The organism is Pseudomonas sp. MF08817, assembly GCF_059862705.1.
In genome coordinates, this window is sequence record NZ_JCBCUY010000036.1 from 12,195 (window position 1) to 38,933 (window position 26,739).

The following is a 26,739-nucleotide window of genomic DNA, read 5'->3' on the forward strand; positions in this document are numbered from 1 at the left end:
ATGCCTCAGGCCTGGTCCAGCGCATCGTTGAGTGCGCGTTCCAGGTCGGCCTTGTAGCGCAGATACAGATTGCTCGGGCTTGGCCCGTCACCGAGCAGGCCCGAGAGGTCCAGGTCAGTGATATAGCAGCGGTAGCGCTCCACCTCCCGGCGCTGCCCGATGATCTGCCGGGCGACCACGCTGAACAGCTGGTCGCCGTACTCCAACTCGCCAAACTCCTGTTGATCGCAAAACAAGGTGACCTGCACCTGCCCGGGCGCACCCTTGCCGATGATCGCCTGCACGTCATAAAACGCCATGTTGATCGGTGTTTGCGGCGCTGGTCGTGCTTCGACGCGCCGTGCCCGGCCGTTGCCCGAGGGCAGGAGTTGGTAGTAGTGCAGGTCCAGGTCGGCCAGGGGCGGGGGGGCGTCCAGCGGCAGCAACGCCTCGCGGCGAAACACCACTGAATTCAGGAAGCGTTGCAGCGGCACCAGCAGGCTCTGTTCGTCGTGATAGGGCAGTTGCTGTTGCCACAGGGCGTTGTGTTCGTCGAGCACATACAGCTCGGCCCGGGCCTCGTCGATGCGGTAGAACACCTGGATGCAATCGGGTAGGCCCATGGGCAGGATCAGCGCCAGGTCGTGCTCTTGCAGGGCCATCGGGTCCAGGTGCAGCGGGCTGTAGCGCGGTTGTTCTTCCCCCAGGTAATCGAGCAGCGCTGCCAGGCTGGGCAGGGCGACGTGGCTGACCTGGCCGGGGATCAGCTCCAGCACGTGGTAGTGCTGCTGAACCTGGATCAAATAGCGGTGGTTGAGCTGGCTGAGCAGCAGGTTTTGCGCGGTGTCGAACAACTCTTCTACACGCCGGGCAATGAACTGGGCGCGGTTGTGGCAGAAGCAGCGCACCCGCAGGCGCGGTTGCGGCGAGCCTTGGGGCAGGTTGTTGAGGTAGTCGCCCAGGCAGTCGAGCAGCGCGTGGGCGCCGTCGTAGCGGTTGACCAGCACTTCGTTCCAGCTGTTGAGGGTGACTTGGTCGAGGGTCAGCACCAGGTTTTCCCGCACCCCGGCGTAGCTCAGCGAGTCGGTGCGCTCGGTGGTCATCAGGATGTTCAGGTCGCGGTGTTGCTTGAGCGGGTCGATGCCGACGTTTACCAGGATCAGCACTTCGCTGGGCTTGCTGGCGTGCAGCAAGGCCTCTTCGCTGACGCCGATTAGTGGCAAGGCAATGGTTTGCTGGAGGCTGCCGAGCAGGTTGAACAGCTCGAACTCGCTCAAGTCGCTGCTGCCGGGGTGTAGGGCGAGGCGGGTGCTGCTGTCGATCACGCCGTTGCGGTGGCACCAGGTCAGCAGTTCCAGCAAGCCGCGGCTGCGCTTGATCGGGGCAAAATGTTCCCATTCGTGGGCGCTGAGGCTGCCGTTGAACAAGCTCCAGTGGAGTTGCCCCATGTCTTTGCGAGGGGCTGCTTGCACCAGCGTGAGGGTGTCTTCGGCCAGGTCCGGGGCGATGCCGGGGTTGATGAACTCGATCTTGTCGGCCTTGCGCTCGAACGCCGCGTAGAGCCTGCGCCCGAGGATGTTCAGTTCGCGTTTGTTGACCTGGCTGACGGTCTGCTCGGTGCGGGCGAACTGGGTCAGGAAGCGATAGCTGTAGTTGAGCTCGTTGACCAGCGCCCGGCGCTCGCTACTGACCTGGCGCACCTTCCATTGGCTGCGGCTGTCGAGCATTGCCAGTTGCCGCGAATCCCAGCCCCATTCCGCGGCCAGGCGTTCGAGCAGGTCGCGTTGCCAACTGCTGGCGCGCTGGCCGGGGCTGGCGCTGAGCTTACGGTTGACCTTCAGGTACAGGCTGCGGCGCACCAGCTCCAGGCGCTGCGGTTCGCCGCGGGCGGTGAGGTATTCCTCGATGCGCCGGTAGACGACGATGTAGGGGTCCAGTTCATCGAGGTCCAGGCGATTGGCGAACACGGCCTGCTTGAAGCGTAGGCTCAGGCATTCGACCTTAGGGTGTTCGCTGGCGTAAACCTCGATCAGCAGCAGCTTGAGCACCGACTTGTAGGGCGACTCGATGCCTTTATAGAGTTGCCAGAGCCCGGCGCCGACGAACTCGCCCGGCGGGATTCGCGCCAAATGCCCCAGGTCCAGGGTCTCGTCGGCGCGGATAAAACGCTTGGACAGCAGCGTGTGGCCGTACTGGTCGTAGCGCGCTTCTTCGTACACCGGGACCAGCCACCACAGTGGCGTGCGCCCAGCGAGCCAGATCGCGGTGCGGTAGAACTCGTCGAGCAGCAGGTAATGCTGAGTGGTGCCGCAGTCGTCGGAACTCAGGGGCGCATCCCGCTCGCCACGCACGAAGCGGTTGGGCTCGATCAGGAAGAAATGCGCCTCGGCGCCCTGGCTGGCGGCCCAGGCTTCCAGGAGCTGGCATTTTTTGCGCAACTCGTTCAGTTCGCTTTCGCTCAAGTCCGGGGCGTGGCAGACCCACACGTCCATGTCGCTCTGGTCGGCCTGGGCGAGGGTGCCCAGGCTGCCCATCAGGAACAGGCCATGGATGGGCCGCGGCGGGTTGCCGTGGCGCGGTTTATAGGAAAAGGAGCGCGTCAGGCGTTGGGCTTCGGCCAGGGCTTGCGAGTCGGGCTCGAAATTGGACAGGCCCGCCGGCGTGCTGCCGGACACGTAACCGGGTAACAGCGGGTGGTTGACGTGGAAAAACAGCGGCAGCAGGTTGAGTACCAATTGCTGGCGCGGCGTCAGCCCTTCCATGGCGCGGGCCAGGCGACCTGAATTGAGCGTGAGAAAGCGCGCGCGCAGTTGGCTCAGAACCTTACGGTCGATTCCCTCGTCCAGATCTGGGCGGATTTCATGGGTGCGGGGCATGGCTCACCGGGCGCGGACGTGAAAGGTGTCGGGCGGGGGCCAGTCTACAGCGTGGGGGTGGGGAGCTTTAAGCGTAATTTTTATTTCTGGCGCCAGATTTACAGCACGGCGGGTGGGTGTTCCCGCGGAACGCCCGTGGCGGGCGATTCCGTGGGCGTCAGGTGGTGGGTTATGCGGCTTCTTCGACGGGTGACAGGATGGTCAGCAGGCCTTGGGCGTGCTCGGCGGCGTCGCGCCCCAGGCTGGTCAGGTAACCGCCATCGGGCTGGGTGGTCAGTTCTTTTTCGTACAGGCGTTTTGCGGCGGCGATGGCGGTTGGGGCGGCGGTCTGATGAATTTTCAGGCCTTCCTGGGAACTGTCCAGGTTGAAGAGTGCAAGGATTTCCAGTTCGGCAACCAGCTCAGGGGTATACGACATAAGGACTCCAGACTTTCTAGGAATAGATGACAGCGGCTCCTAAGGTGAACGCACTTGCCCGTGCTGTCCAGTACTGACCGGCGCTGCCTGGTGAATGACAGGAGGCAGTGTAGGTGGCAAGTGCGCAGGCTGCGTTGACCTGGGGCAGCCTGGCCCGTGCGCGGGGGCCAGGTGCTGCATTCATCCGTTCTTTTCTGGCGGCAACTCAGGCAGAGCACGCAGGGCCGCTTCGTACCATTGGGTATCGAAAGCACGGTCTTCTTCCAGGATTGCGTCGATCTCAACGGCCAGCACGTGGGCCATCAGGTTGAGGATCTCGTCGCGTTCGTAGCCCACCAGGGTCAGCTTGTTGAACGTGGCTTTGGCGGCGGGCGGGTTGTCGCTTTCGATCTGGTTTTCGATGGCCTGGATCAGGGTATCTTCGGCGAACGCTTCTTCGTCGTTGTCGATATCGGTTGGCTCGCTCATGGCAGGCTCCTCAAGGAAAAGTGGGCAGTCTAACTGCATTCAAGGCCGTGATGCTGCTGGCAACAACCGCCGCCAGGTTCTATAAACAACCCCGGCCCACCCCTGTACGGCCCGGAGGCTCTGCGATGCTCAAGCTTTATGGATTCTGCGTCAGTAACTACTACAACATGGTCAAGCTGGCGCTGCTGGAGAAGGGCTTGCCCTTCGAGGAAGTACAGTTCTTTTCCGGCCAATCACCCCAGGTCCTGGCCATCAGCCCACGGGGCAAGATCCCGGTGCTGGGGGTGGAGCAAGGCTTCATCAACGAAACCAGCGTGATTCTCGAATACCTCGAACACGCCCACCCAGGCACCGCGCTGCTGCCCGCCGAGCCGTTCCAGCGCGCCCAGGTGCTGGCCCTGGCCCGGGAAATCGAGCTGTACATCGAACTGCCCGCCCGCGCCTGCTACACCGAGGCTTTTTTAGGCATGACGGTGCCGCAGGCGATCAAGGACAAAACCAGGGAGGATGTGCTGCTGGGCATCGCGACGCTGGCGCGGCACGGCCGCTTTGCGCCCTACGTGGCGGGGGATGGCTTGACTGTGGCGGACCTGTATTTTCTCTACAGCGTGCCGCTGGCCTGTGGGGTGGCCAAGAAGTTGTTCGGGTTGGACCTGCTGGCCGAATTGCCGGCGGCCCAGGCCTTGCTGGAGCGCCTGGAGCAGAACCCGAATGTGCAGCGCATTGCTGCTGACAAAGAGGCCTGCATGCCGGCCTTTCTGGAGATGGTCAACAGCAAGAGGTAAGGCGGGGTTTGTGCTCGCGAGGGCGATTTTCGGGTCGCCCTCGCGAGCACCGGGCTTAGCGGCTGGCCAGCAGCGCCTGGCCGCGAACCACGGCAGCCTTGACCTGGGCGGGCGCGGTGCCGCCGATATGGTTGCGCGCGTTGACCGAGCCTTCCAGAGTTAGCACGGCAAACACGTCCTGCTCGATCTGGTCGCTAAACTGGCGCAGTTCTTCCAGGCTCATTTCCGCCAGGTCCTTGCCGGTGTCCACGCCGTACTTCACCGCGTGGCCGACGATTTCGTGGCAGTCGCGGAACGGCAGGCCACGGCGCACCAGGTAGTCCGCGAGGTCCGTGGCGGTGGAGAAACCGCGCAGGGCCGCTTCGCGCATGATGGCGTGCTTGGGCTTGATCGCCGGGATCATGTCGGCGAAGGCGCGCAGCGAATCGCGCAGGGTGTCGGCCGCGTCGAACAGCGGTTCCTTGTCTTCCTGGTTGTCCTTGTTGTAGGCCAGCGGCTGGCCTTTCATCAGGGTCAACAGGCCCATCAGCGCACCGAATACGCGGCCAGTCTTGCCGCGCACCAGTTCCGGTACGTCGGGGTTTTTCTTTTGCGGCATGATCGAGCTGCCGGTGCAGAAGCGGTCTGGCAGGTCGATGAACTGGAACTGCGCGCTGGTCCACAGCACCAGCTCTTCGGAGAACCGCGACAGGTGCATCATCGCGATGCTGGCGGCGGAGCAGAATTCGATGGCGAAGTCACGGTCCGACACGCCGTCCAGGGAGTTACCGCCGACGGCCTCGAAACCCAGCAACTGGCAGGTCAGCTCGCGGTCGATCGGGTAGGTGGTGCCGGCCAGCGCGGCGCTGCCCAGGGGCATGCGGTTGGCGCGCTTGCGGCAGTCCACCAGGCGTTCGTAGTCGCGGCTGAGCATTTCGAACCACGCCAGCAGGTGATGGCCGAAGGTCACCGGCTGCGCGGTCTGCAGGTGGGTGAAGCCGGGCATGATGGTGCCCGACTCACGCTCGGCCTGTTCCAGCAGGCCTTTTTGCAGGCGGGTGATTTCGCCCAGGATCAGGTCGATTTCGTCGCGCAGCCACAGACGGATATCGGTGGCGACCTGGTCGTTGCGGCTACGGCCGGTGTGCAGTTTTTTGCCGGTGATGCCGATGCGGTCGGTCAGACGCGCCTCGATATTCATATGCACGTCTTCGAGGTCCACACGCCAGTCGAATTGGCCGGCCTCGATTTCGCCCTGGATGGTCTTCAGGCCATCGACGATGGTGTCGCGTTCGGCGTCGGTGAGCACGCCGACCTTGGCCAGCATGGTGGCGTGGGCGATGGAGCCCATGATGTCGTGGCGATACAGGCGCTGGTCGAACGTGACGGAGGCGGTGAAACGCGCAACAAAGGCGTCGACGGGTTCACTGAAGCGGCCGCCCCAGGACTGATTGGTCTTGTCAGTGCTCATGAATTCGCTCGTGATGTGCTGAAGAAAGATGGCGTGAAAGTTGCCGCGGATAATAACAGGGTTGCCCAGGCTATCGTTGACACTGGTCGCCCGGTTCATTTATTTGCCCCGCCAGGTGTTTGTCGCCTTGCGGCCTAATGACGGCGGGCAGAGACTGGGCCTACTGGCGCTGGATGTTTGTGGTGATATTAAGGCTTGGATCAAAGGATATTTTTCAAATGAGCCATATCGTCTTGGCGAACGTCTACAGTTGCACTAATAGATCGGTGTAATACGGCATGTGTTATCCGGTAACTAACGGCTCTTGCCACCGTCGCCCGAAAGCGCTCTGATCGACTTGCCTGCCCGTAAGTAGTGGGCAGTGCGCCCGGAGTAGACGCTGACTATAAGAAGAGGGGGTGTTCATATTGTTTATCGGCAATCCCTACGACGACACCGCGCCAGGCCGGTCCTGGGGCGGTGCTGCTCAGACACCGTTAAATATTGGTGCCTGTCTCGCGGCACTTTTTGGCTCTCGCGCTAGTCTTAGCGTGGGTTGCCGTGACGGACGTCACTTCACCTGTCTACGCTATCCTTGTGCGAGACTCACGCAGGAATCCAGCGCAATATGAATGTCCTGATCGTTGATGACGAACCCCTAGCCCGCGAGCGCCTGAGCCGTATGGTCAGTGAGCTTGAGGGATATACAGTCCTGGAACCCAGCGCCACCAATGGCGAAGAGGCGTTGGCACTGATCGACAGCCTCAGGCCGGACGTGGTGTTGCTCGACATCCGCATGCCCGGCCTCGATGGCTTGCAGGTCGCCGCCCGGTTGTGCGAGCGCGAAGCGCCCCCCGCGGTGGTGTTCTGCTCGGCCTATGACGAATTCGCCCTGGACGTGCTGCAGGGCAGCCCGGTGGGGTATCTGGTCAAGCCCGTACGCGCCGAATTACTGCTCGAGGCGTTGAGGAAGGCTGAGCGGCCCAATCGCGTGCAACTGGCCGCCCTGACCCGCCCCGCCGCCGAGACGGGCAGCGGCCCACGCAGCCACATCAGTGCCCGCACCCGCAAAGGCATCGAGCTGATTCCCCTGGACCAGGTGATCTATTTCATTGCCGACCACAAATACGTGACCTTGCGCCACGAGGGCGGCGAAGTTTTGCTGGACGAACCGCTCAAGGCGCTGGAAGACGAGTTTGGCGATCGCTTCGTGCGCATTCACCGCAACGCGTTGGTGGCCCGCGACCGCATCGAGCGCTTGCAGCGCACACCGCTGGGGCATTTCCAGCTGTTCCTCAAGGGCTTGAATGGCGACGCGCTGATCGTCAGCCGCCGCCATGTGGCGGGCGTGCGCAAGATGATGCAACAGCTTTAGTTCGCGGCCTGCGGCGCATATTTCACTTCATCGCCAGGCGAGTGGGGCCAGGGAGGCCGCGCAGTTCCTGATTCAAATCAAAGCGCCATTGCCCGAGCTGTTATTATCTGCCGTATCTTTTCAGTACGGATTGATCCATGTCCTCTCGCGAAATCCGCATCGCTACCCGTAAAAGCGCCCTGGCCTTATGGCAGGCCGAATACGTCAAGGCTCGTCTGGAGCAGGCACACCCAGGCCTGATCGTGACGCTGGTGCCCATGGTCAGCCGTGGTGACAAGCTGCTTGACTCACCCCTGTCGAAAATCGGTGGCAAGGGCTTGTTCGTCAAGGAGCTGGAAACCGCGCTGCTCGAAAATGAAGCCGACATCGCCGTGCATTCGATGAAAGACGTGCCGATGGACTTCCCCGAAGGCCTGGGCCTGTACTGCATCTGCGAGCGCGAAGACCCGCGCGATGCGTTCGTCTCCAACACTTACGCCAGCCTCGATGCGCTGCCCCAGGGCAGCGTGGTCGGTACCTCCAGCCTGCGCCGCCAGGCCCAGTTGCTGACCCGTCGCCCGGACCTGCAGATCCGCTTCCTGCGGGGCAATGTCAATACGCGCCTGGCCAAGCTTGACGCAGGCGAATACGACGCCATCATTCTCGCGGCGGCCGGGCTGATCCGCCTGGGCTTCGAGGACCGTATCAGTTCTTCCATCAGTGTCGATGACAGCCTGCCGGCCGGCGGCCAGGGTGCGGTGGGCATCGAATGCCGCAGCGCTGATAGCGCGATTCATGCGTTGCTTGCGCCGCTGCATCACCACGACACCGCCACGCGGGTCACCGCCGAACGTGCGCTGAATAAACACCTCAACGGCGGTTGCCAGGTACCCATCGCCTGCTACGCAGTGCTCGAAGGCGAGCAGGTGTGGTTGCGTGGCCTGGTGGGCGACCCCAATGGTGGCCTGCTATTGACGGCGGATGTACGCGGGCCGCGAAGCGCCGCCGCCCAGTTGGGTGTGCAGGTCGCCGAAGACCTGTTGGCACAGGGCGCCGATGCCATCTTGCAAGCGGTCTACGGTGAGGCGGGCCACGAGTGAAGGGTTGGCGTTTGCTGCTGACCCGCCCTGAGCTGGAGTCGGCGACATTGGCCGCCACGCTGGCCGAGGCCGGTGTGTTCAGCAGCAGCCTGCCGCTTCTGGAAACCGAGGCGCTGCCGCTTTCGGTGCAACAACGCGAGCAGATGATCGGCCTCGACCGCTATTGTGCGGTGATCGTCGTCAGCAAACCCGCCGCCCGGCTGGGCATTGCGCTGCTTGACCAGACCTGGCCCACGCCACCTGCAGCAACACGCTGGTTCAGTGTGGGCGCCGCCACCGCGCAGCTTCTCGCCGACCGCGGCCTCGATGTGAGCTTCCCCGCGCAAGGCGATGACAGCGAAGCACTGTTGGCGTTGCCTGCATTTGCCGAGGCGGTTTCGCGACCCGGCGCCCGGGTGTTGATCCTCAAGGGTGAGGGCGGGCGCGAACTGCTGACTGAGCGTTTACGCGAGCAAGGTGCTAGTGTCGAGGGTCTGGAGCTGTATCGCCGCTACCTGCCGCACTACGAACCCGCGACATTGCCCCGGATAATTCAAGCGGAACGCCTGAACGGCCTGGTGGTCAGCAGTGGACAGGGTTTTTTGCATCTGCGCCAAATGGCGGATGCGGCCTGGCCGGAACTGGCGCAACTGCCACTGTTCGTGCCTAGCCCCCGGGTCGCCGAGTTGGCGCGAGCTGCCGGGGCCCGACAAGTGGTGGACTGCAGTGGTGCCAGTGCCACGGCTCTGCTAACGGCGTTGCGGGAGACCGGTGCCGTTCCCTAACACAAAGGATGGATACGTGAGCGAAACAACCTTGCCCAAAGATGACGTCCAGCCACAGCTTCAGGCGCCTGCCGAACCTGTGACCGAAACCGCCCCACGCCGAGGCAATGGCTTGGCGGTTCTGGCCTTGCTGCTGGGAGCCGCGGGGGCCGCCGCCGGTGGCTGGGGTGTCTGGCAGGTGCGCAGCCTGCAAGCGAGCAACCAGCAGCAGTTGGGGCAACTTCAGGCTTTGGGCGACCAGGCGCAAAACCTCAAACTCAGTGAGCAGCGCCTGCGCGAGCAGCTCGAACAGTTGCCCGGCGCGCAGGAACTGGAAGAACGCCGGCGCCTGGTGGCGCAGTTGCAAGGCGACCAGCAGCGTTTGAACCAGCGCCTGGAAACTGTCCTGGGGGCGAGTCGCAAGGACTGGCGTCTGGCTGAGGCCGAGCACCTCCTGCGCCTGGCCAGCCTGCGTCTTTCCGCGCTACAGGACATCAGCAGTGCTCAGGCGCTGGTCCAGGGCGCCGATGAGATCCTGCGCGAACAAAACGATCCCGGCTCATTCGCCGCCCGCGAACAGTTGGCCAAAACCCTGGCGGCCCTGCGTAGCACCGAGCAACCGGACCGCACCGGGTTGTTCTTGCAATTGGGCGCCTTGCGCGATCAAGTCATCGAGCTCAGCGCGCTGGCGCCTGAGTACCACGACCGTGGCGAGGCTCTGCTGGGGCTGACCGCCGACGGTGACGGCGCGAGCCGCTGGGCCCAATGGTGGGCAGAGATCTCACGCTATGTGCGTATCGATTTCAACGCCGACAAAAATATCCGGCCGCTGCTGGCGGGCCAGGGCCTGGCACAAGTACGCCTGGCCCTCAGCCTCGCGTTGGAGCAAGCCCAGTGGGCGGCCCTCAACGGCCAAGCTGCGGTGTACACCCAAGCGCTGGATGAGGCGCGGGACGTACTGAAAAACAACTTCAACCAAGACAACCCACAAAGCAAAGTCATGCTTGAACGCGTGGCGGAACTGGCCAAGCAACCGGTCACGGTGGTCACACCAGACCTGGCCGGTACTCTCGGTGCAGTCCAGGCCTATCTGGAGCGGCGTAATGTCAGCGCCGAAGAGTCGGTCAAACCCGCCGCTGTCTTGCCGGAGCCGACGCCATGAAGCGCCTGTATGTGGTGATGTTCCTGGTCATCGCCGCCGCCGCGTTGCTGGGCCTGGCCATCGCCGAGCACCCGGGGTATGTGCTGATCGCCTACCGGAACTTCCGCTTCGAGTCGTCACTGTGGGCGACACTGGCACTGGTCGCGGTGCTATGGCTGGTGATCTGGGGAATCAAGGTGCTGATCGAACTGCTGACCACCTCCGGCGGTGTGGTGAATCCATGGTCGCGGCGCAACCGCAGTCGGCGTGTGCAGATTGCCATCGAGCAAGGCCAAATGGACCTCGCCGAAGGTCGCTGGGCCAGTGCCCAGAAGCACCTGCACCGGGCCGCCGAGGCCGAACGCCAGCCTTTGTTGTATTACCTTGGCGCCGCACGCGCGGCGAACGAGCAAGGTCTCTACGAAGAAAGCGATCGACTGCTTGAGCGCGCACTGGAGCGCCAGCCTCAGGCCGAGTTGGCGATCGCCTTGAGTCATGCCCAGTTGCAGACCGATCGCAACGATACAGAGGGGGCTCTGGCGACCCTGCAAGCCATGCGTGAGCGCCATCCGCACAGCATACAGGTGCTGCGACAGTTGCAGCGCCTGCATCAGCAGCGCGGCGATTGGTCGGCATTGATTCGCCTGCTGCCGGAGTTGCGCAAGAACAAGATCCTACCGGCGGCCGAGTTGGCAGATCTGGAACGTCGGGCCTGGGGCGAAAATCTGTCGCTGGCAGCCCATCGCGATGAAGATGGTTCTGTGGGCCTGCAGTCGCTGACGCGGGCCTGGCAGCAGCTGACATCCGCTCAACGCCAAGAACCGCAGTTGGTGCTCGCTTACGCCGAGCAGTTACGGCAATTGGGGGCGCAGGCCGAGGCCGAGGAAGTCCTGCGTATCGCGCTCAAGCGCCAATACGACAGCCATCTGGTGCGGTTGTATGGCTTGTTGCGTGGCGCTGACCCGGATCGCCAGCTCAAGCTTGCCGAAGGCTGGCTCAAGGAGCATCCCCAAGACCCGAGCCTGCTGCTGACATTGGGCCGCCTGTGTTTGCAAAACAGTCTCTGGGGCAAGGCGCGGGATTATCTGGAGAGCAGCCTGCGGGTTCAGCGCAATCCAGAAGCTTGTGCTGAACTTGCCCGGCTATTGGCTCGGCTGGGTGATACTGAACAGAGCAACCAGCTCTTCCAGGAAGGCCTGGGCCTGCTGGATGAACGTTTACTGGCTTTTTCTCTGCCGGTTCCGGTGTAGTCCGTGGGCGGGGCTGATTTGTCGTCAAGTTGACTTCTGCCCCTTCGCGGCGACAGAGCTTTCTACGCAATATGAACTGTTGTGGTGAAATCCTACAAAGGCCTACTCATAGGCCTTCTGTATCTGTCGGCGATTCCTTACATCATTGAGGATTTGTCCGCGGGGAGCCTCCTTGAAAGGGTCAAGTCCTTTCCTCTACCGTAACTGCCTGTCTCTTTTGTTACGGATAAGCCATGTTCTTGGCCTGCTCACGACCCCTGTTTCTCATGACTTTCCTCGCAGGAACTCTGGCGTTGGGTGCTTCGTATTATCTGGAATATGTCGTCGGACTTGAGCCTTGCCTGCTGTGCATGATGCAGCGTTTCTTCCTGATCGTGTTCACGCTCACCAGTCTGGTTGCCACACTGCATGGAGCAAAAATCAGAGGCTGCTACGGGTACTGGTTGCTGAACCTGTTCAGTAGCCTGGCGGGGATGGTCATTGCCTGGCGTCATGTCTTGCTGCAAAGCGTCGACTCGGCACAAGGCTTCACGTGCTCGAACATCCTGAACTCCGGGGTGTGGAAGGCACCCTGGATGTGCGTGTTCAGGCAGTTCTTCCAGGGCGATGCCGAATGCGCGCAACTGACCTGGAGCCTGTTCGACCTGAGCGTGCCGGAGTGGAGCCTGTTGTTTTTTGTGGCGATGGTGCTGCTGAGTGTTTTCCAGCTTTTTCACCTGGTGCGGCTCACCTGCCTGAAAGCGGCGAGCTGATTTGCGTCATTGCACGGCGCTGTTGAAGATTAAACGCTTGTATGAACATTATCTGCTGCGTACCTTGAAGCAGTAGTCGTGCGGGCATAATCTGGCCCGCACGTGTTAACGCAATTAGGTTGTTCGATGGCGTTCTGCCTGGGCGCTTATAGGGTTTTAAACCTAGCGACGGGCATAGAGCGACATGGCCCTTAAGGGAAGAGAGATCACCATGCTCGAAAGTTGTCAGAATGCTCAGGAACGCTGGGGTGGAGTGCATCTGCTGATCGACCGCTGGTTGCAGGAGCGTCACGAACTGGTTCGGGCCTATGATGCTCTCGGCGCCAAGCCCGAAGTGCTGGGTGAGAACCGCGAGTCACTGCAGGAGTTCTGCGGCGTGCTGGTCGACTACGTGTCAGCGGGGCATTTCGAGATATACGAACAGCTCACCAGCGAGGCCAAGGCCTTTGAGGATAAACGTGGGCTTGAGCTTGCAGAGACGCTCTACCCGCGTATCGATGTGATTACCGAGAAGCTCTTGGCGTTCAATGACCTGTGCGATGCCGGTAATTGCGTCGCGGAAAAATTCAAGGAGTTGGGTGGACTGCTACATGAGCGTTTCGAGTTGGAAGACTGCCTGATCGAAGTGTTGCACACCGCTCACAAGGAGGAAGTCCCGGTTCAGGTCTGAGTTTTTTCTCTACCTCTTTCCATCAAAACGGTGCGCTTGGCGTGCCGTTTTTCATTTGTGCCGCCGTTCAGCGCACGTTCACCAATTCGATTTCGAACACCAGGGGTGTAAAGGGAGCGATCAAGTCGCCGGCACCTTCCGCGCCATAGGCCTGGTCGGCTGGAATCACCAAGCGCCACGTCGCGCCCACCTGCATCTGGGGCAAGGCGCTGCGCCAGCCGCTGATAACACTGTCGAGTCGGAACCACTGCGGTTGAGCGTTCTGGTCGAAGACGGAGCCATCGGGAAGTCGCCCCACATAGCGAACCTGCACGCTGCCTTCGGCGCTCGGCTGGGGGCCGTTACCAGCCTTGAGTTCGGTCAGCAGAATGCCGCCCGCCAATTCGCGAACGTCCGGCTTGGCGCGTTCTTGGGCAAGAAAGCGTTGCTGTGCCTGGAGCGCGATTTCACTTTGCGGCCTGGCCGACTGTTCGTTGGTGCGGGCTTCATGCTCGGCGAGTATCTGCTCGATACGTTCGTCCTTGAGTGCCAGCGGCTTACCTTGGTAGGCCTGTTGCAAACCGTCCAACAGCGCCTTGAGTTCAAGGCCCGGGACTTCCTGGCGCAGACGTTCGCCGAGGCTGGCGCCCAGGCTATAGGCCAGGTCGTGACGGTCATTGGCCGGCGTTTTTTCGCCCGCATGGGCCAACCCGAAACACAGGCATAACGATAGAAAAAAAACACGCGACATGACTGTGCTCCGACCGGATAGGGGGCCGATTATGCCAGCCTGAAACGGTGAGTGTCGGGGCAACTTGCGCCAGGGCGAAGAACATTTTCCATCGGTTGCAACGCAGCGCTTTGGATACTGTCAACATGCCCTAGCGGCGGTAGCAGCAGAGGTCTAGTATGAGCCGCACCCACGTCAGCCAGGAGGTAAACCATGTCGGCCAAGAAGAAGCCTGTAAATACTCCGTTGCATTTGCTCCAACAGCTTTCGGGCAGCCTGCTCGAACATTTGGAAAACGCTTGTTCGCAAGCCTTGGCTGATGCTGAAAAACTGCTCGCCAAGCTGGAAAAGCAACGGGGCAAGGCTCAGGAAAAACTGCACAAATCGCGCATCAAATTGCAGGACGCTGCGGCGACCGGCAAGGCCAAGGCGCAAGCCAAAGCCAAAGGCGCGGTGAAAGAACTCGAAGACCTGCTCGATGCCCTCAAGGATCGCCAGGCCGAAACCCGCACCTACATTCTTCAGCTCAAGCGCGATGCCCAGGAAAGCCTGAAATTGGCCCAGGGTGTTGGCCGCGTGAAAGAGGCCGTGGGCAAGGCACTGACCTTGCGTTCGGCGAAGCCTGCTGCTGTCGCTTCTGCGGCAAAGAAACCCGCCGCGAAGCCGACTGTATCGAAAGCCGCGGCTAAGCCAGCGACCAAAGCCACGGCCAAGCCTGCGGTTAAAGCCGCCAGCAAACCTGCGGTGAAAAAGCCCGCCGCTGGTGCTGCCAAACCCGCCGCTAAAACCATCGCTGCCAAACCCGCCGCAAAACCTGCTGCCAGAACGGTAGCGGCCAAGCCCGCGACCAAGGCGGCAGCGGCTAAACCTGCGGCCAAGTCTGCTGCGGTAAAACCTGGAGCCGCCAAGCCTGTGGCCAAACCGGCCGCTAAGCCCGCTGCTTCCAGAGCCGTCAAACCGGCTGCCAAGCCTGTGGCAAAACCTGCTGCCAAACCTGCGGTGAAAAAACCGGCAGCCACCAAGCCTGCGGCCAAACCGGCAACGCCTGCTGCCGCCAAGCCTGCCACTGCAGCGCCAGCCGCCACCGCTCCAACCACTCCCGCTACGCCAGCCGCCACCACGCCGACCAGCGCTTCCTAAGCGCCGGTCACCGCGACGCGCAATTGATTGAGCGCGTCGCGGTTCAGGTTGGCGGCACCCGCCGCCAAACCTTCCAGCCACTGCGTCGAGTCACTGCTTTGAGCGTGTGGCCAACCCTGCGCAGCATTTTCCAGCCGTATCAATAATTGCCGTTCGGCTTCCAGTTCCAGGTTTTTGACCTGCTCGCGCAACGCCGATAGGTGTGCGTCTGTGTGCGCCGGTTCGCGCCATTGCGTGCGCAATTGTCGTAGCGGCTGGATGACCTTTTCGTGCCAGGGGTCAGCCAACTCCTTTAACAGGCGCAGGCGTTGCGCGGTGTAGGCGGTGCCTCGTTGCTCCAGCCAGCAAGCGCACAGCAGCAGGCAGACGTTGCCACCCGCGGCTTGCAGTTGCAGGCAGGCGCTTTCGACTCCGGGCCGGGCGTAGAGGGCCAGGGCCGTATTCCATAGGTCAGAGGGCATATTCAGACTCGCGCCAGTTGCGAGCGAAGCTGGTAGACTCCGCCGCCATTATGATTCGACTTCAAAGCCTAACATTACAGCGCGGCCCGCAACGTCTGCTAGAAGACGCCGAGCTGACCCTGCACGCCGGTCACAAAGCCGGCTTGATCGGTGCCAACGGCGCCGGTAAATCCACGTTGTTTGCCCTGTTGCTGGGCGAATTGGCCCCTGATTCCGGCGATTGCCTGATGCCCGCCGACTGGCGCATTGCGCACATGCGCCAGGAGATCGACACCCTCGACCGCATTGCGATCGACTACGTGCTCGATGGCGACCTGCGTCTGCGCCAGGTGCAACGCGAGTTGGCCGAAGCCGAACTGGCCCAGGACGGCGCCGCCCAGGCGCGCTTGCACTCGGAGCTCGACAGCGCCGACGGCTACACCGCCGACGCCCGCGCCCGCAAGATGCTCGCCGGCCTGGGCTTCACCAACGAGCAGATGGACCGCCCGGTGGCGGCGTTCTCCGGGGGCTGGCGCATGCGCCTGAACCTGGCCCAGGCGCTGATGTGCCCCTCGGACCTGCTGTTGCTCGATGAGCCCACCAACCACTTGGACCTCGATGCGATCCTGTGGCTGGAAGACTTCCTCAAAAGCTACCCCGGCACCTTGCTGCTGATTTCCCATGACCGCGACTTCCTCGATGCCGTGGTCGATAACATCGCCCACGTCGAACAGCGCAAGATCACCCTGTATCGCGGTGGCTACAGCGCCTTCGAGCGGGCCCGTGCCGAACGCTTGGCCCAGCAACAGCAGGCCTTTGAGAAGCAGCAGGCGCAACGGGCGCACATGGAAAGCTACATCGCTCGCTTCAAGGCCCAGGCCACCAAGGCCCGCCAGGCCCAGAGCCGGATCAAGGCGCTGGAGCGGATGGAAGAACTGTCCGCCGCCCACGTGGACTCGCCGTTCGATTTCGTCTTCCGCGAGTCGCTGAAAATCTCCAGCCCTTTGCTGGACCTGTCCGACGCTCGCCTGGGCTACGGCGACAAAACCGTGCTGGAAAAGGTCAAGTTGCAACTGACCCCGGGCGCGCGCATCGGTTTGCTCGGCCCCAACGGCGCGGGTAAATCGACCCTGATTAAAAATCTTTGCGGTGAACTCGAGCCGCTGGCCGGTCGCCTGGTCCGCGGCGAGAACCTGGTGGTGGGCTATTTCGCCCAGCATCAGTTGGACTCGCTGGACGCCAAAGCCAGCCCGCTTTTGCATTTGCAGCGCCTGGCGCCGACCGAGCGTGAGCAGACCCTGCGCGATTTCCTCGGCGGTTTTGACTTCCGTGGCGCACGCATCGACGAGCCGGTGTTGAACTTCTCCGGCGGCGAAAAGGCGCGCCTGGCATTGGCCCTTATCGCCTGGGGCCGGCCGAACCTGTTGTTGCTCGACGAACCGACCAACCACTTGGACCTGGAAATGCGCCTGGCGCTGACGATGGCCCTGCAGGAATTCAGCGGCGCGGTACTGGTGGTTTCCCACGATCGGCACTTGCTCAAAAGCACTACCGATGAGTTCCTGCTGGTGGCCGATGGCAAGGTCCAGGCGTTCGACGGCGACCTGGAAGACTACGCGCGTTGGCTCAACGACTATCGCTTGCGCAATGCGCCGGTCAGCACCACCCCGGTCAACCCGGACAAAACCGACAAGAAGGCCCAGCGCCAGGCCGCCGCCGCGTTGCGCCAGCAGTTGGCGCCGCACAAGCGCGAAGCCGACAAGCTCGAAGCTGAGTTGGGCAAGGTCCACGAAAAACTCGCCAAGATCGAAACCAGCCTCGGCGACAGCGCGGTGTACGAAGCGGCGCGCAAGGACGAGTTGCGTGACCTGCTGGCCGAACAGGCCAAGCTCAAGGTGCGCGAAGCCGAGCTGGAGGAAACCTGGATGGAGGCGCTGGAGCTGCTGGAAAGCCTGCAAGCGGAGCTGGAGGCGCTGTCCTGATGGAAGCGTTCAAGTGGCCGTTGTCGTCGGTATGGACCGAGCCGCTGTGGCTTGGGCTGCAAATCCTTCTGATCCTGTTGGCCGGCTACCTGGCCCAGCGGTTCGTCGCCAAGGGCCTGACGCGCTTGGGTGAGCGCTACCCGTTTCCGCCGCAATTGCTCTTGCCCCTGCGTGGCGGCTTGCGCTGGCTGATTATGGGCAGCGCGCTGATTTTCGTGCTTGAACGCCTCGGGGTATCGGCGACGGTGCTCTGGACGGCGTTGTCCGGCTTCGTGGCCGTGGCGGCGGTGGCGTTCTTCGCCATGTGGAGCGTGCTCTCCAACCTGCTCTGCGCGATTTTGATCTTCACCGTCGGGCCGTTTCGCCTGGGCGATGTGGTGGAGTTGGTGGACACCACCGACAAACCTGGGGTCAAGGGCCGGGTGGTGGCCATTAACCTGCTCTACACCACGCTGATCGAAGCCGAAGAGCTCGGCACCGGTAGCGCTATGGTGCAAGTGCCCAACAGCCTGTTCTTCCAGCGCTCGGTGCGCCGCTGGCGCGGCAGCGATGGCCTGCCTTTGGGCCTGGGCGACCGCTAGCCCTTCCTTGTTGCACGCAAAAATATCGATAGTCATTCGCCCAGCGGCGCATTAGCTTAGACGGCTGTAACAAGTCTGAGCCGAGGTGTGTGATGGTGCTTGAAACATGGCTGGCGTTCTTCGCTGCGTGCTGGGTGATTAGCCTTTCCCCTGGCGCGGGTGCCATTGCGTCGATGTCCTGCGGGTTGCAGTACGGTTTTTGGCGCGGCTATTGGAATGCCCTGGGCCTGCAACTGGGCCTGGCGTTGCAGATCGCGATTGTCGCCGCCGGAGTGGGCGCGGTGCTCGCCGCTTCTTCGACGGCGTTCTATGCCATCAAGTGGTTCGGCGTGGCTTACCTGGTGTTCCTGGCCGTCAAGCAATGGCGCGCGCTACCCAGCGAGATAAGCGACGACGCCAGCATCCGCCCCATCGGCAACCCCCTGGCCCTGGTGTTCCGTGGCTTTTTGGTGAACATCAGCAACCCCAAGGCTCTGGTGTTCATGCTTGCGGTGCTGCCGCAGTTCATCAACCCGCACGCGCCGTTGGTGGCGCAGTACCTGACCCTGGGCGTGACCATGGTGGTGGTCGATTTGATCGTGATGGCCGGTTACACCGGGTTGGCTTCCAAGGTGCTGCGCCTGTTGCGCACACCTAAGCAGCAAAAACGCATGAACCGCACCTTCGCCGGCTTGTTCATCGGCGCGGCAGCCTTCATGGCCACCTTGCGCCGCGCTCCGGTCTAGCCCCCCAAAACCTTTGTGGGCGCGGGCTGGCCCGCGATGAGGCCAGGTCAGCCACCTTGGATACTGGTTGATCGACTGCCATCGCGGGCCAGCCCACTCCCTCAGAGTGGATCTGGCTGGCCAAGAGCGGTTCAGCGCAAAATCACCGGCGCCGTGTCACGGGGCAGGTTGTTGCGCGGGGCTTGCTCAGGTTGGCCGTAGTCGGCGCCGATCAGCTGTTCCTTCAACTGATTCGCCACGTCCTCGCCCAGGGCCTTGGACACGTCGCGCACCACCCGTGGGCGGTTCAGCGAGACCCGAACGTCGCGGCTCTTCACCAGTTTGGTGTCCTGGCCTTCACCCATGGCGGTAAAGGCCGAGGTGATTTCGTAGGTCTTGGTGTTTATCAGGCTGAAATCCGCCACCAGGCTCAGGCCCAGGATCGCCGAGTAGCTGTCGGTGTTGTCCAGGGCGGTGATATCGCGGGTGAAGTCGATGTCCGACAGGGTGCCGAACAGCACGTAGTCCGCGCCCTTGAAGTTGCCGGCCTTGATCCGCTTGATGACGTCGTACACGTCCTCGCGCGACTTGGCGGTGTACGGCGTGCCCTGAATCAGTTGGAACATGCCGGACTTGAGAATCTCGCCCTTGATGTCACCGCTGAATTTGCGCAACTCGGTTTGCTCGATGTAGCTGGTGCTGCTCTCGAACTCGTTGTAGCTCGACGAACCGCTGGCGTTGTACAGGCCAGCCTGGGACTGGCTGGCAGCAGAAACGATGTGGATGTATTGCTCCACCCGTTCCTGGTAGGCCAGGTCGGTCACGGCGACTTTCGGTGCGGCCTGGGCGGCAAAGGCGCACGCCAGGCTGATGATGCCAATCCATGCACGCATTGCTTAGCGCTCCGTGGTCTTGCGGATCTCTTTTTCGTCCATCCATTCAGCCAGGCCGCTTTCGACGTCGATCAATTGCAGGCTGAATTTGTAGAACACGTCTTTGTAGTCGCTGCTGCGCTTGACGATCGAGCTGATCGAGCCTTCAAGACGGTATTTGGCGGCGATCATGTTGCCGGTCTTGGCCACGGTGTTTTTCTTGTACAGGCCGCTCTGGTTTTGCAGCTTGAGCTGGTCGACCTGGTTCTGCATCGCGGTGTTGTCGCTGGCGAAGCGGGCGGTGCCGGACTTCATCAGTTGGGTTTTGATCGAGGTGGTGATCTCGCGGGTATCGATGTACTCGCTGGTCTTGTTCTTCACATCGTAGACCTGCACCACCGGGCGACCTTGCAGGATGCCGGACTGCGCCAGGGAACGGGTCATGGTTTCGGCGATCATTTGCAGGTCGGTGGAACCGAACTCGTTGGTCACCAGCTCCACAGCCTTGGTGTCGCCGTAGCCGATGTTCTTGCCGCCCAGTACGGGCGAATTATTGGCGCAGCCGCTGGCCAGCAGGGCGACGACGGCGAGAAACGAAATGCGTGCAAACATGGGAGAGCTCTCTAGAAACGGGTCGTTGGGGGCCTTAAGGCGTTTTGATTTCCAGGCGGAAATCCACGGCTTTGGGTGTCGGCGCAATGGCCGGCAGGAAACTGGTCTGGGTGCCGTAGAGGGTCAGGCTTTTCCAGGTTTCCTCTTCGCCCACCGGGAAGCCTTCGGGGCCGAGCCAGGCGAAGCGGTAGTACATGGTTTTGTTGTTGTAGCTGGTGTTGCTCAACTGCACGTTGACCGTGAGGAAGCCGTTTTCACGGGCCACGCGCATAGCGCCGACCACGATGTTTTTCAGCTTGCCCATGGACACGACTTTGCTGGCCGCGCTACCGGGTTCCGGCGGCGGGGTGGCGCACCCGGCCAGCAAGGCCAGGGCGACGACGGCGAGGACTTTCAAACGCATGGCGACTCTCTGCTTAAGGTTGTTTGAGGCTGGCGACGGCTGCGGCGCTGCTGTTGGGCACTACCTGAGCATCGACGCCACTGGCGAAGGCCTGGTTGCCGACCACGCGCACGGCGATCACTTGGTAGGGTTGCTCGACCTTCACCTTGACCACCGCCCCGCCCAGGGCGTTGGGCAGGGTCAGGTGGTGCTCGCCCTTGGCCATGCGCAGGCGCACGACCTGGGTGTTGTCCGGCAGGGTGCGCCAGGTGCGGGTGTCGGCGCCTTCCATCACGGCCGAGGCAATACCCATCGCCAGGCCGGCCAGCGGGCTGCTGTCGTTCATCTGCTTTTGCGCCACGCCACGGCTGATGGCCCGCACGCTGGTACGCAGGATGATCCCCGGCATGTCATCGCGCAGGGCGCGGCGCGACATGGCGGTGGTGCTGTTGAGCGCGGTCAGGTCGTGTTGCTGGTTGTCGATGCCTATCTGGCTGAACGCGGCGGTCGAGGTGTCGGGCTTGATGATCGGGAACGACAGCGGGGTAATCACCAGGTTGCCGCTGATGGGTAGCGGCAGGGGAATGCGGATCGAGTCGCGGGCCGGCGCCAGGCCGCTTTGCACCACGATCAGGATGTCGCTGTCCTGGGCCTTGCTGGCCGGTTTGTCGAGGTTCAGCAGGGCTTTTTCCAGCAGCGGCGTGTTGGGGCGTAGCTCGGCGGCCTTGCGGTAGCCCGGCGCGGCGAGGTCACGTTCGCCCAGGGCTTCGTAGACGAAACCGGCCAGGTAGTGGCTGAAGGCGCTCTGGTAGCTGTTTTTCAGGCTGACCACGTCCGGCGCGTCGAGGCTGGCCACCGGGTAGCCTTGCAAGTCTTTGTACTCGGTTTTGATCCCTTGCTGCTCGGCCTCGTCTTCGCGCTTGAGGTATTCCTTGTCGCGCAACTCGGCGATCACCGCTTCGCGTTCGTGGGTTTTCTTGATCTCGGTACGCGCGCCGTCGAAGTCGTTGACGGCCAGCAGGTTCAGGGCCATCTGCGTGGTCAGCATGACTTTTTCGTAGTCGTAGCCTTCGTAGCGACGCACCTTGTCGTTGACCAGGAAACTGCCGAACTGGGCCACGTACTTCTCGGTGTCGAACTTGACCGCGTCTTCCCAGGCGCCGACCACTTTATCGGCGCTGCCCCAGGCTGCCTGGCTGCCGCTCAGGTCGCCCTTGGCGCGCAGCAGTTCGCCCTTCTCGAAGTAATACAGCAGGTCTTTGTTCTCGCCGCTGTTGTTCTTCTCCAGCAGGGTCAACGCCGCCTCGACATTACCGCGGGTCAAGTGCTGGTTGGTTTCCTGGAGTTCGGAGTCGTAGCTGCGAAAGGCCGAACAACCGGCCAGCAGGGTCGCTGCGCTGAGCGCGAGCACGGTAAGGGCGCGGGATGCCATCGAGTTACTTCTTCCCTGAACGTAGACAGCCGAGTGTGCTGGTCGGGCTGGAGGAACCAATTGGCGCAAGGCCAATTCCTCATAAAAAGAGGAGCTTAAATGCCCGGTCGCGATAACGAGGGCGGCGCATTATAAGGGCCGAAGATGGCCATGTAATGGCTTTTTAATTCCGTTTTGAGACGTGGTGCCATCATTCATGTTTGGCGCCACTCGCCCGATTTCCTCCCGGTTCATGCCCTTAGCGCCATGAACCCCTTGAGCAAACCCTTATCGAAGTCTTCCGCCGGTCGCCACTTGCCTGATTCCTCACTGGTTTAGGTCCTTGGTCCCACGAACCTCTTGAGCAAACCCTTATCGAAGTCTCCCGCCGGTCGCCACTTGCCTGATTCCTCACGGGTTTAGGTCCCTGGTCCCACGAACCCCTTGAGCAAACTCTTATCGAAGTGAACAATATGTTACTTATTGTTTCCAGGTGAGAATCATTCATGACTGCCTTTTCCCGCGCCCTGGGCTGGCTGGTGCTGCCGATCCTGATCGCCAGCAGCCCGCACCTGCTGGCCGATACCGTCGAAGGTGCGCCCCAGGCGCTGCATTTGCTCGACTACATCGGCGCCGATTACCCAGCCACGGTGGAGGCGGGCCAGGTGATCGACGAGTCTGAGTACCGCGAGCAAGTGGAATTCCTCGGCGTGCTGCAAGGCGCGGTCGCCGAGCTGCCGGCCAAGGCGCAAAAAACCGAGCTGGAACAAGGCATCGCCCGCCTCAAGGCCGCCGTGGTTGCCCGCGAGGACGGCAGCGCCGTGGCCCGCCAGGCACGGCAACTGGGCGCGCAACTGGCGGCGGCCTATGAAGTCAGCCAGGCGCCGATCATCACCCCCGACCCCACGCGTGGCGCGCCGCTCTACGCCCAGCATTGCTCGGTGTGCCACGGCGCCAGCGGCGTCGGCGATGGCCCGGCGGGCGTGGGCCTGACCCCGCCGCCCGCCAACCTGCGGGACGCGGCGCGGCTTGATCGCCTGAGCCTCTACGGCATCTTCAGCACCCTTGGCCTGGGCGTGGAGGGCACCGACATGCCGTCCTTCGCCGACCAATTGGATGAGCGCCAACGTTGGGACCTGGCCACCTACATCGCCGGTTTCAGCAGCGACCCGGCCCAGGCCAAAAGCGCCGAGGCCTTCAACCTCGCCGACCTGGCGCGCCAGACTCCCGCTGAAGTGCTGGCCGCCCAAGGCCCGGCCGCGGCCGCCACCTTCCGTGCCCAGCGCGCGCAGCCGCCGCAGGTCAAGCGCGGCCCCGGGCAGTTGCTCGACTACACCGCCGCGACCCTGGACAAAAGCCTGGCGGCCTACCGCGCCGGCGACCACGAGCAGGCCTACGACCTCTCGGTGGCGGCGTACCTGGAAGGGTTCGAGCTGGTGGAAAGCTCCCTGGATAACGTCAACGCTAACGTGCGCAAAGACACCGAGAAATCCCTGATGGCCTACCGGCAGGCCTTGCAGGACGGCTTGCCGCTGGAGCAGGTCGAACAGCGCCTGGGCGCGGCTAAGGCCAAGCTCACCGAGTCGGCCGGGTTGCTGGGCAGCGACGGCTTGAGCTGGTCGCTGAGCTACATCTCCGGGCTGCTGATCCTGCTGCGCGAAGGCCTCGAAGCGATTCTGGTACTGGCGGCGATCCTCGCCTTCCTGCGCAACACCGGCCAGCAATCGGCGGTGCGCAGCGTCAACATCGGCTGGGGCTTGGCCTTGCTGGCGGGCCTGGCGACCTGGGCGCTGGCCGCCTATGTGATCGACGTCAGCGGCGCCCAACGCGAATTGCTCGAAGGCTGCACGGCGCTGTTTGCCAGCGTCATGGTGCTGTGGCTCGGCGTGTGGATGCACGATCGCCGCCACGCAGCAGCCTGGCAGGACTACATCAAAAGCAGCCTGGTGGGCGGCGGCGGGCGTTTCGGCTTCGCGATCCTGGCGTTCTTCTCGGTGTACCGCGAACTGTTCGAGGTGATCCTGTTCTACGAAACCCTGTGGCTGCAGGCCGGCCCCGCGGGCCATGACGCAGTCATCGCCGGCGGCGCCACGGCCCTGGTGCTGTTGATCGGCCTGGCCTGGGTGATCCTGCGCGGTTCGGCGAAACTGCCGCTGGCGCTGTTCTTCGGCATCAACGCGGCGCTGTTGTGTGCGTTGTCGGTGGTGTTCGCCGGCCATGGCGTCAAAGCCCTGCAAGAAGCGGGGATCTTCGGCACCCGCCCGGTGGCGTTCTTTGACTTCGACTGGCTGGGCATCCACGCCGACGCTTACTCCCTGAGCGCACAGGCCGTGGCCATCATCGCCATCGTCGTGCTCTACAGCCGCAGCCGCGTGGCGGACAAACGGCGGGTGCAGGTGTAGGCCACCCTAACCCCTTGTGGGAGCGAGCCTGCTCGCGATGGCGGCAGGTGTTCCAGCCTCATCGCGGGCAAGCCCATACACAGGCTTGCTCCCACAAGAAGGGATTTCGCAGCCAGATCGCCCTCATTCCCGGCGCAAAGCCTTGTGCCATCAGGTAATGCGTTCCAGTTATATAAAAATTCTTAAATAGTATTTTTAAGAATATCTGCGGCTCACTACTATCTGCTCCAAGCCACACGCAGTGCCGCCACTGCCGGGCACATCTCATTCAGGAGCAGCACCATGAGCGCATCTCTACGTAGCGTTGACGGCCAGGACGAAGCAGCCATTTTGCGCGAGATCCAAAGCGCCCTGCGCGACCTGCGCTTTGGCGCAGTGGAAATCACCGTGCACAACGCGCAAGTGGTCCAGATCGAACGCAAAGAGAAATTCCGTTTGCAGAACCCCGGCACCAAGCCGAGCTGAACTGCCGCACGCCAACCGGACCACCGCAGGGCACGCCCATGACCCCAGCCAGCAGCTACACCAGCGTTCAAGCACGAATGCGGGCCTGAAGCGCCATAAGAACAGCCAACACTAAAAAATTTCAGGAGCTTCACTATGTCGTCGATTCGCCGTTACGCGTTGGCCGCCCTGGCCAGTGCCGTTTTTGCTGGTTCTGCAGTGGCCAAGGATTACGAGCTGCTCAACGTCTCCTACGACCCGACCCGCGAGCTGTATCAGGAATACAACGCCGAGTTCATCAAGTTCTGGCAGCAGGACCACGCCGGCGACAACGTGAAAATCCAGCAGTCCCACGGTGGCTCGGGCAAGCAGGGCCGCGCCGTGATCGATGGCCTGCGCGCCGACGTGGTGACCCTGGCCCTGGCCGGTGACATCGACGAAGTCGCCAAATTGGGCAAGAGCCTGCCGCTGGACTGGCAAAAACGCCTGCCCGAAGCGAGCACGCCGTACACCTCGACCATCGTGTTCCTGGTGCGCAAGGGCAACCCCAAAGGCATCAAGGACTGGGGCGATTTGGTCAAGAACGGCGTGGAAGTCATCACCCCGAACCCGAAAACCAGCGGCGGTGCGCGCTGGAACTTCCTCGCGGCCTGGGCCTATGGCCTGAAGGCCGGCGGTAGCGAAGCCAAGGCGCAGGAATACGTCAAGGAGCTGTTTAAGCACGTGCCGGTGCTGGACACCGGCGCTCGCGGCTCGACCATCACCTTCGTCAACAACGGCCAGGGCGACGTACTGCTGGCCTGGGAAAACGAAGCCTTCCTGGCCCTCAAGGAAGACGGCGGCGCCGACAAGTTCGACATCGTCGTGCCGTCGCTGTCGATCCTCGCCGAGCCGCCCGTGGCGGTGGTGGACAAGAACGCCGAGAAAAAGGGCAACGCGCAAATCGCCGAGGCCTACCTCAAGCACCTGTACAGCCCGGCCGGCCAGGAAATCGCGGCGAAAAACTTCTACCGCCCGCGTGACGCTGCGGTGGCCGCCAAGTACGCCCAGCAATTCCCGAAACTGGACCTGGTGACTATCGACAAAGACTTCGGCGGCTGGAAGACTGCCCAACCGAAATTCTTCAACGACGGTGGTGTGTTCGACCAGATCTACACCGCGCAGTAAGCCAGGCAACCGCTAGGAGCGGGGCTATGCGGGGGCTGATATCCGAGCCTGCGCATAGCCCCGCTCCTAGCGTTGCATCTACCCGCTAACCAAGGACTTTTATGTCGCGTCGTATCTCCCCCGTCATACCCGGCTTCGGGCTGACGCTGGGCTACACCTTGGTGTACCTCAGCCTGATTGTGCTTATTCCGCTGGCGGCGATGTTCGTCCATGCCGCCCAACTCACCTGGGATCAGTTCTGGGCCATCATTTCCGCGCCGCGGGTCATTGCGGCGCTCAAGCTGAGTTTCGGTACGGCGCTGTACGCCGCGATCATCAACGGCATCATCGGTACGCTGCTGGCCTGGGTGCTGGTGCGCTACACCTTCCCCGGGCGCAAGGTCATCGACGCGATGATCGACCTGCCGTTCGCCCTGCCCACCGCCGTTGCCGGCATCGCCCTGACCGCGCTCTACGCGCCCAGCGGCCTGGTGGGGCAGTTCGCCACTGACCTGGGTTTTAAAATCGCCTACACGCCCCTGGGCATCACCCTGGCGCTGACCTTCGTCACCCTGCCGTTCGTGGTGCGCACGGTGCAACCGGTGCTGGCCGACATCCCCCGCGAAGTCGAAGAAGCCGCTGCGTGCCTGGGCGCCAAGCCGTGGCAGGTGTTCCGCCACATCCTCGTGCCCGCGCTGTTGCCGGCCTGGCTGACCGGGTTCGCCCTGGCGTTTGCCCGTGGTGTGGGCGAGTACGGCTCGGTGATTTTCATCGCCGGCAACATGCCGATGAAAACCGAGATTTTGCCGCTGCTCATCATGGTCAAGCTCGACCAATACGACTACACCGGCGCCACCTCCATCGGCGTGCTGATGCTGGTGGTTTCCTTTGTCCTGCTGCTGCTCATCAACTTGCTGCAGCGGCGCATCGAACGACCTTAAGGAGGCGC

At 62.5% G+C, this 26,739-nt stretch carries 26 protein-coding genes and 1 pseudogene; 17 read left to right on the forward strand and 10 right to left on the reverse strand.

Annotated features, from left to right (window positions below; genetic code table 11):
• Positions 1 to 5 precede the first annotated feature (5 nt).
• The 3 genes from AC19YR_RS20210 to AC19YR_RS20220 all read right to left on the reverse strand — a co-directional run bounded on the left by AC19YR_RS20210 (position 6) and on the right by AC19YR_RS20220 (position 3,741).
• The gene (locus AC19YR_RS20210) at positions 6 to 2,855 is read right to left on the reverse strand and encodes a class I adenylate cyclase (RefSeq protein ID WP_500599856.1); all 2,850 of its coding nucleotides are present in this window, start codon (positions 2,853 to 2,855) and stop codon (positions 6 to 8) included.
• Between the two features lie 169 nt (positions 2,856 to 3,024).
• A complete protein-coding gene (locus AC19YR_RS20215) occupies positions 3,025 to 3,273 on the reverse strand; it encodes a TIGR02647 family protein (RefSeq protein WP_095109226.1) in 249 nt (82 codons plus the stop codon).
• A 180-nt stretch (positions 3,274 to 3,453) separates the two neighbouring features.
• A complete protein-coding gene (locus AC19YR_RS20220; RefSeq protein ID WP_095109225.1) occupies positions 3,454 to 3,741 on the reverse strand; it encodes a hypothetical protein in 288 nt (95 codons plus the stop codon).
• A 125-nt stretch (positions 3,742 to 3,866) separates the two neighbouring features.
• On the opposite strand from AC19YR_RS20220, the gene AC19YR_RS20225 reads away from it, so the two are divergent.
• Positions 3,867 to 4,526 (forward strand): glutathione S-transferase family protein, encoded by a 660-nt coding sequence (locus AC19YR_RS20225; RefSeq protein ID WP_500599858.1) that lies wholly within the window; start codon positions 3,867 to 3,869, stop codon positions 4,524 to 4,526.
• A 55-nt stretch (positions 4,527 to 4,581) separates the two neighbouring features.
• On the opposite strand, the gene argH is transcribed toward AC19YR_RS20225, so the two are convergent.
• Positions 4,582 to 5,976 carry an argininosuccinate lyase gene (gene argH, locus AC19YR_RS20230; protein ID WP_095109289.1) on the reverse strand — a complete coding sequence of 465 codons (1,395 nt, stop codon included), beginning with the start codon at positions 5,974 to 5,976 and terminating at the stop codon, positions 4,582 to 4,584.
• A 389-nt stretch (positions 5,977 to 6,365) separates the two neighbouring features.
• On the opposite strand from argH, the pseudogene AC19YR_RS20235 reads away from it, so the two are divergent.
• From AC19YR_RS20235 to rsd, 8 genes and pseudogenes are all read left to right on the forward strand, one after another.
• Positions 6,366 to 6,587: pseudogene (locus AC19YR_RS20235) on the forward strand (sensor histidine kinase); the annotation flags it as partial.
• A complete protein-coding gene (locus tag AC19YR_RS20240) occupies positions 6,584 to 7,330 on the forward strand; it encodes a LytR/AlgR family response regulator transcription factor (RefSeq protein WP_095109223.1) in 747 nt (248 codons plus the stop codon). The pseudogene AC19YR_RS20235 and the gene AC19YR_RS20240, both read left to right, overlap by 4 nt.
• Positions 7,331 to 7,467: 137 nt before the next feature.
• Positions 7,468 to 8,409, forward strand: a complete 942-nt coding sequence (hemC, locus tag AC19YR_RS20245; RefSeq protein ID WP_095109222.1) for a hydroxymethylbilane synthase — start codon at positions 7,468 to 7,470, stop codon at positions 8,407 to 8,409.
• On the forward strand, positions 8,406 to 9,173 hold the full coding sequence (locus AC19YR_RS20250; protein ID WP_500599861.1) for a uroporphyrinogen-III synthase: 768 nt from the start codon (positions 8,406 to 8,408) through the stop codon (positions 9,171 to 9,173). The genes hemC and AC19YR_RS20250 overlap by 4 nt, the downstream gene beginning before the upstream one ends.
• Before the next feature lie 16 nt (positions 9,174 to 9,189).
• Entirely contained in the window at positions 9,190 to 10,314 is a 1,125-nt protein-coding gene (locus AC19YR_RS20255; protein WP_500599863.1) for a uroporphyrinogen-III C-methyltransferase, read from the forward strand.
• On the forward strand, positions 10,311 to 11,543 hold the full coding sequence (locus AC19YR_RS20260; RefSeq protein ID WP_095109219.1) for a heme biosynthesis protein HemY: 1,233 nt from the start codon (positions 10,311 to 10,313) through the stop codon (positions 11,541 to 11,543). The genes AC19YR_RS20255 and AC19YR_RS20260 overlap by 4 nt, the downstream gene beginning before the upstream one ends.
• Before the next feature lie 233 nt (positions 11,544 to 11,776).
• Entirely contained in the window at positions 11,777 to 12,295 is a 519-nt protein-coding gene (locus tag AC19YR_RS20265) for a disulfide bond formation protein B (RefSeq protein ID WP_095109218.1), read from the forward strand.
• Between the two features lie 211 nt (positions 12,296 to 12,506).
• Positions 12,507 to 12,965: a sigma D regulator gene (rsd, locus tag AC19YR_RS20270; protein ID WP_500599892.1), complete on the forward strand. Its 459-nt coding sequence runs from the start codon at positions 12,507 to 12,509 to the stop codon at positions 12,963 to 12,965.
• A 67-nt stretch (positions 12,966 to 13,032) separates the two neighbouring features.
• Here the strand turns inward: rsd and AC19YR_RS20275 are convergent, their stop codons facing one another.
• Complete coding sequence (locus AC19YR_RS20275) at positions 13,033 to 13,695, reverse strand: FKBP-type peptidyl-prolyl cis-trans isomerase (RefSeq protein WP_500599865.1); 663 nt, start codon at positions 13,693 to 13,695, stop codon at positions 13,033 to 13,035.
• Positions 13,696 to 13,887: 192 nt separating this feature from the next.
• Here AC19YR_RS20275 and AC19YR_RS20280 point away from each other — a divergent pair, with 192 nt between their 5' ends.
• Complete coding sequence (locus AC19YR_RS20280; protein ID WP_500599867.1) at positions 13,888 to 14,814, forward strand: AlgP family protein; 927 nt, start codon at positions 13,888 to 13,890, stop codon at positions 14,812 to 14,814.
• On the opposite strand, the gene AC19YR_RS20285 is transcribed toward AC19YR_RS20280, so the two are convergent.
• Positions 14,811 to 15,275 carry a TIGR02444 family protein gene (locus AC19YR_RS20285; protein ID WP_095109215.1) on the reverse strand — a complete coding sequence of 155 codons (465 nt, stop codon included), beginning with the start codon at positions 15,273 to 15,275 and terminating at the stop codon, positions 14,811 to 14,813. The genes AC19YR_RS20280 and AC19YR_RS20285 overlap by 4 nt on opposite strands.
• Before the next feature lie 50 nt (positions 15,276 to 15,325).
• Here AC19YR_RS20285 and AC19YR_RS20290 point away from each other — a divergent pair, with 50 nt between their 5' ends.
• The 3 genes from AC19YR_RS20290 (at position 15,326) to AC19YR_RS20300 (ending at position 18,542) form a co-directional block, all read left to right on the forward strand.
• On the forward strand, positions 15,326 to 17,236 hold the full coding sequence (locus tag AC19YR_RS20290; protein WP_500599870.1) for an ATP-binding cassette domain-containing protein: 1,911 nt from the start codon (positions 15,326 to 15,328) through the stop codon (positions 17,234 to 17,236).
• Positions 17,236 to 17,817 (forward strand): mechanosensitive ion channel family protein, encoded by a 582-nt coding sequence (locus AC19YR_RS20295; RefSeq protein WP_095109213.1) that lies wholly within the window; start codon positions 17,236 to 17,238, stop codon positions 17,815 to 17,817. The genes AC19YR_RS20290 and AC19YR_RS20295 overlap by 1 nt, the downstream gene beginning before the upstream one ends.
• A gap of 92 nt (positions 17,818 to 17,909) precedes the next feature.
• Positions 17,910 to 18,542 (forward strand): LysE family transporter, encoded by a 633-nt coding sequence (locus AC19YR_RS20300; protein WP_500599872.1) that lies wholly within the window; start codon positions 17,910 to 17,912, stop codon positions 18,540 to 18,542.
• A 131-nt stretch (positions 18,543 to 18,673) separates the two neighbouring features.
• Here AC19YR_RS20300 and AC19YR_RS20305 read toward each other — a convergent pair whose 3' ends face one another.
• From AC19YR_RS20305 to AC19YR_RS20320, 4 genes are read right to left on the reverse strand one after another with little or no spacing between them, the layout of a single operon-like run.
• Positions 18,674 to 19,414, reverse strand: coding sequence for a penicillin-binding protein activator LpoB (locus AC19YR_RS20305; protein ID WP_095109211.1), 741 nt, complete (start codon positions 19,412 to 19,414; stop codon positions 18,674 to 18,676).
• A gap of 3 nt (positions 19,415 to 19,417) precedes the next feature.
• On the reverse strand, positions 19,418 to 20,005 hold the full coding sequence (gene lpoB / locus AC19YR_RS20310) for a penicillin-binding protein activator LpoB (RefSeq protein WP_095109210.1): 588 nt from the start codon (positions 20,003 to 20,005) through the stop codon (positions 19,418 to 19,420).
• Positions 20,006 to 20,039: 34 nt separating this feature from the next.
• On the reverse strand, positions 20,040 to 20,408 hold the full coding sequence (locus AC19YR_RS20315) for a YcfL family putative periplasmic lipoprotein (RefSeq protein WP_095109209.1): 369 nt from the start codon (positions 20,406 to 20,408) through the stop codon (positions 20,040 to 20,042).
• 13 nt (positions 20,409 to 20,421) lie between these two features.
• Positions 20,422 to 21,819 carry a COG3014 family protein gene (locus AC19YR_RS20320; RefSeq protein ID WP_500599875.1) on the reverse strand — a complete coding sequence of 466 codons (1,398 nt, stop codon included), beginning with the start codon at positions 21,817 to 21,819 and terminating at the stop codon, positions 20,422 to 20,424.
• A gap of 485 nt (positions 21,820 to 22,304) precedes the next feature.
• Between AC19YR_RS20320 and AC19YR_RS20325 the strand changes: the two genes are divergently transcribed.
• The 4 genes from AC19YR_RS20325 (at position 22,305) to cysT (ending at position 26,731) form a co-directional block, all read left to right on the forward strand.
• Positions 22,305 to 24,200 (forward strand): FTR1 family protein, encoded by a 1,896-nt coding sequence (locus AC19YR_RS20325; protein ID WP_500599877.1) that lies wholly within the window; start codon positions 22,305 to 22,307, stop codon positions 24,198 to 24,200.
• A 282-nt stretch (positions 24,201 to 24,482) separates the two neighbouring features.
• Complete coding sequence (gene oscA, locus AC19YR_RS20330; protein WP_020293745.1) at positions 24,483 to 24,665, forward strand: sulfur starvation response protein OscA; 183 nt, start codon at positions 24,483 to 24,485, stop codon at positions 24,663 to 24,665.
• Between the two features lie 135 nt (positions 24,666 to 24,800).
• Positions 24,801 to 25,811, forward strand: a complete 1,011-nt coding sequence (locus AC19YR_RS20335) for a sulfate ABC transporter substrate-binding protein (protein ID WP_095109206.1) — start codon at positions 24,801 to 24,803, stop codon at positions 25,809 to 25,811.
• A 101-nt stretch (positions 25,812 to 25,912) separates the two neighbouring features.
• A complete protein-coding gene (cysT, locus tag AC19YR_RS20340) occupies positions 25,913 to 26,731 on the forward strand; it encodes a sulfate ABC transporter permease subunit CysT (RefSeq protein ID WP_095109205.1) in 819 nt (272 codons plus the stop codon).
• Positions 26,732 to 26,739: the final 8 nt, after the last annotated feature.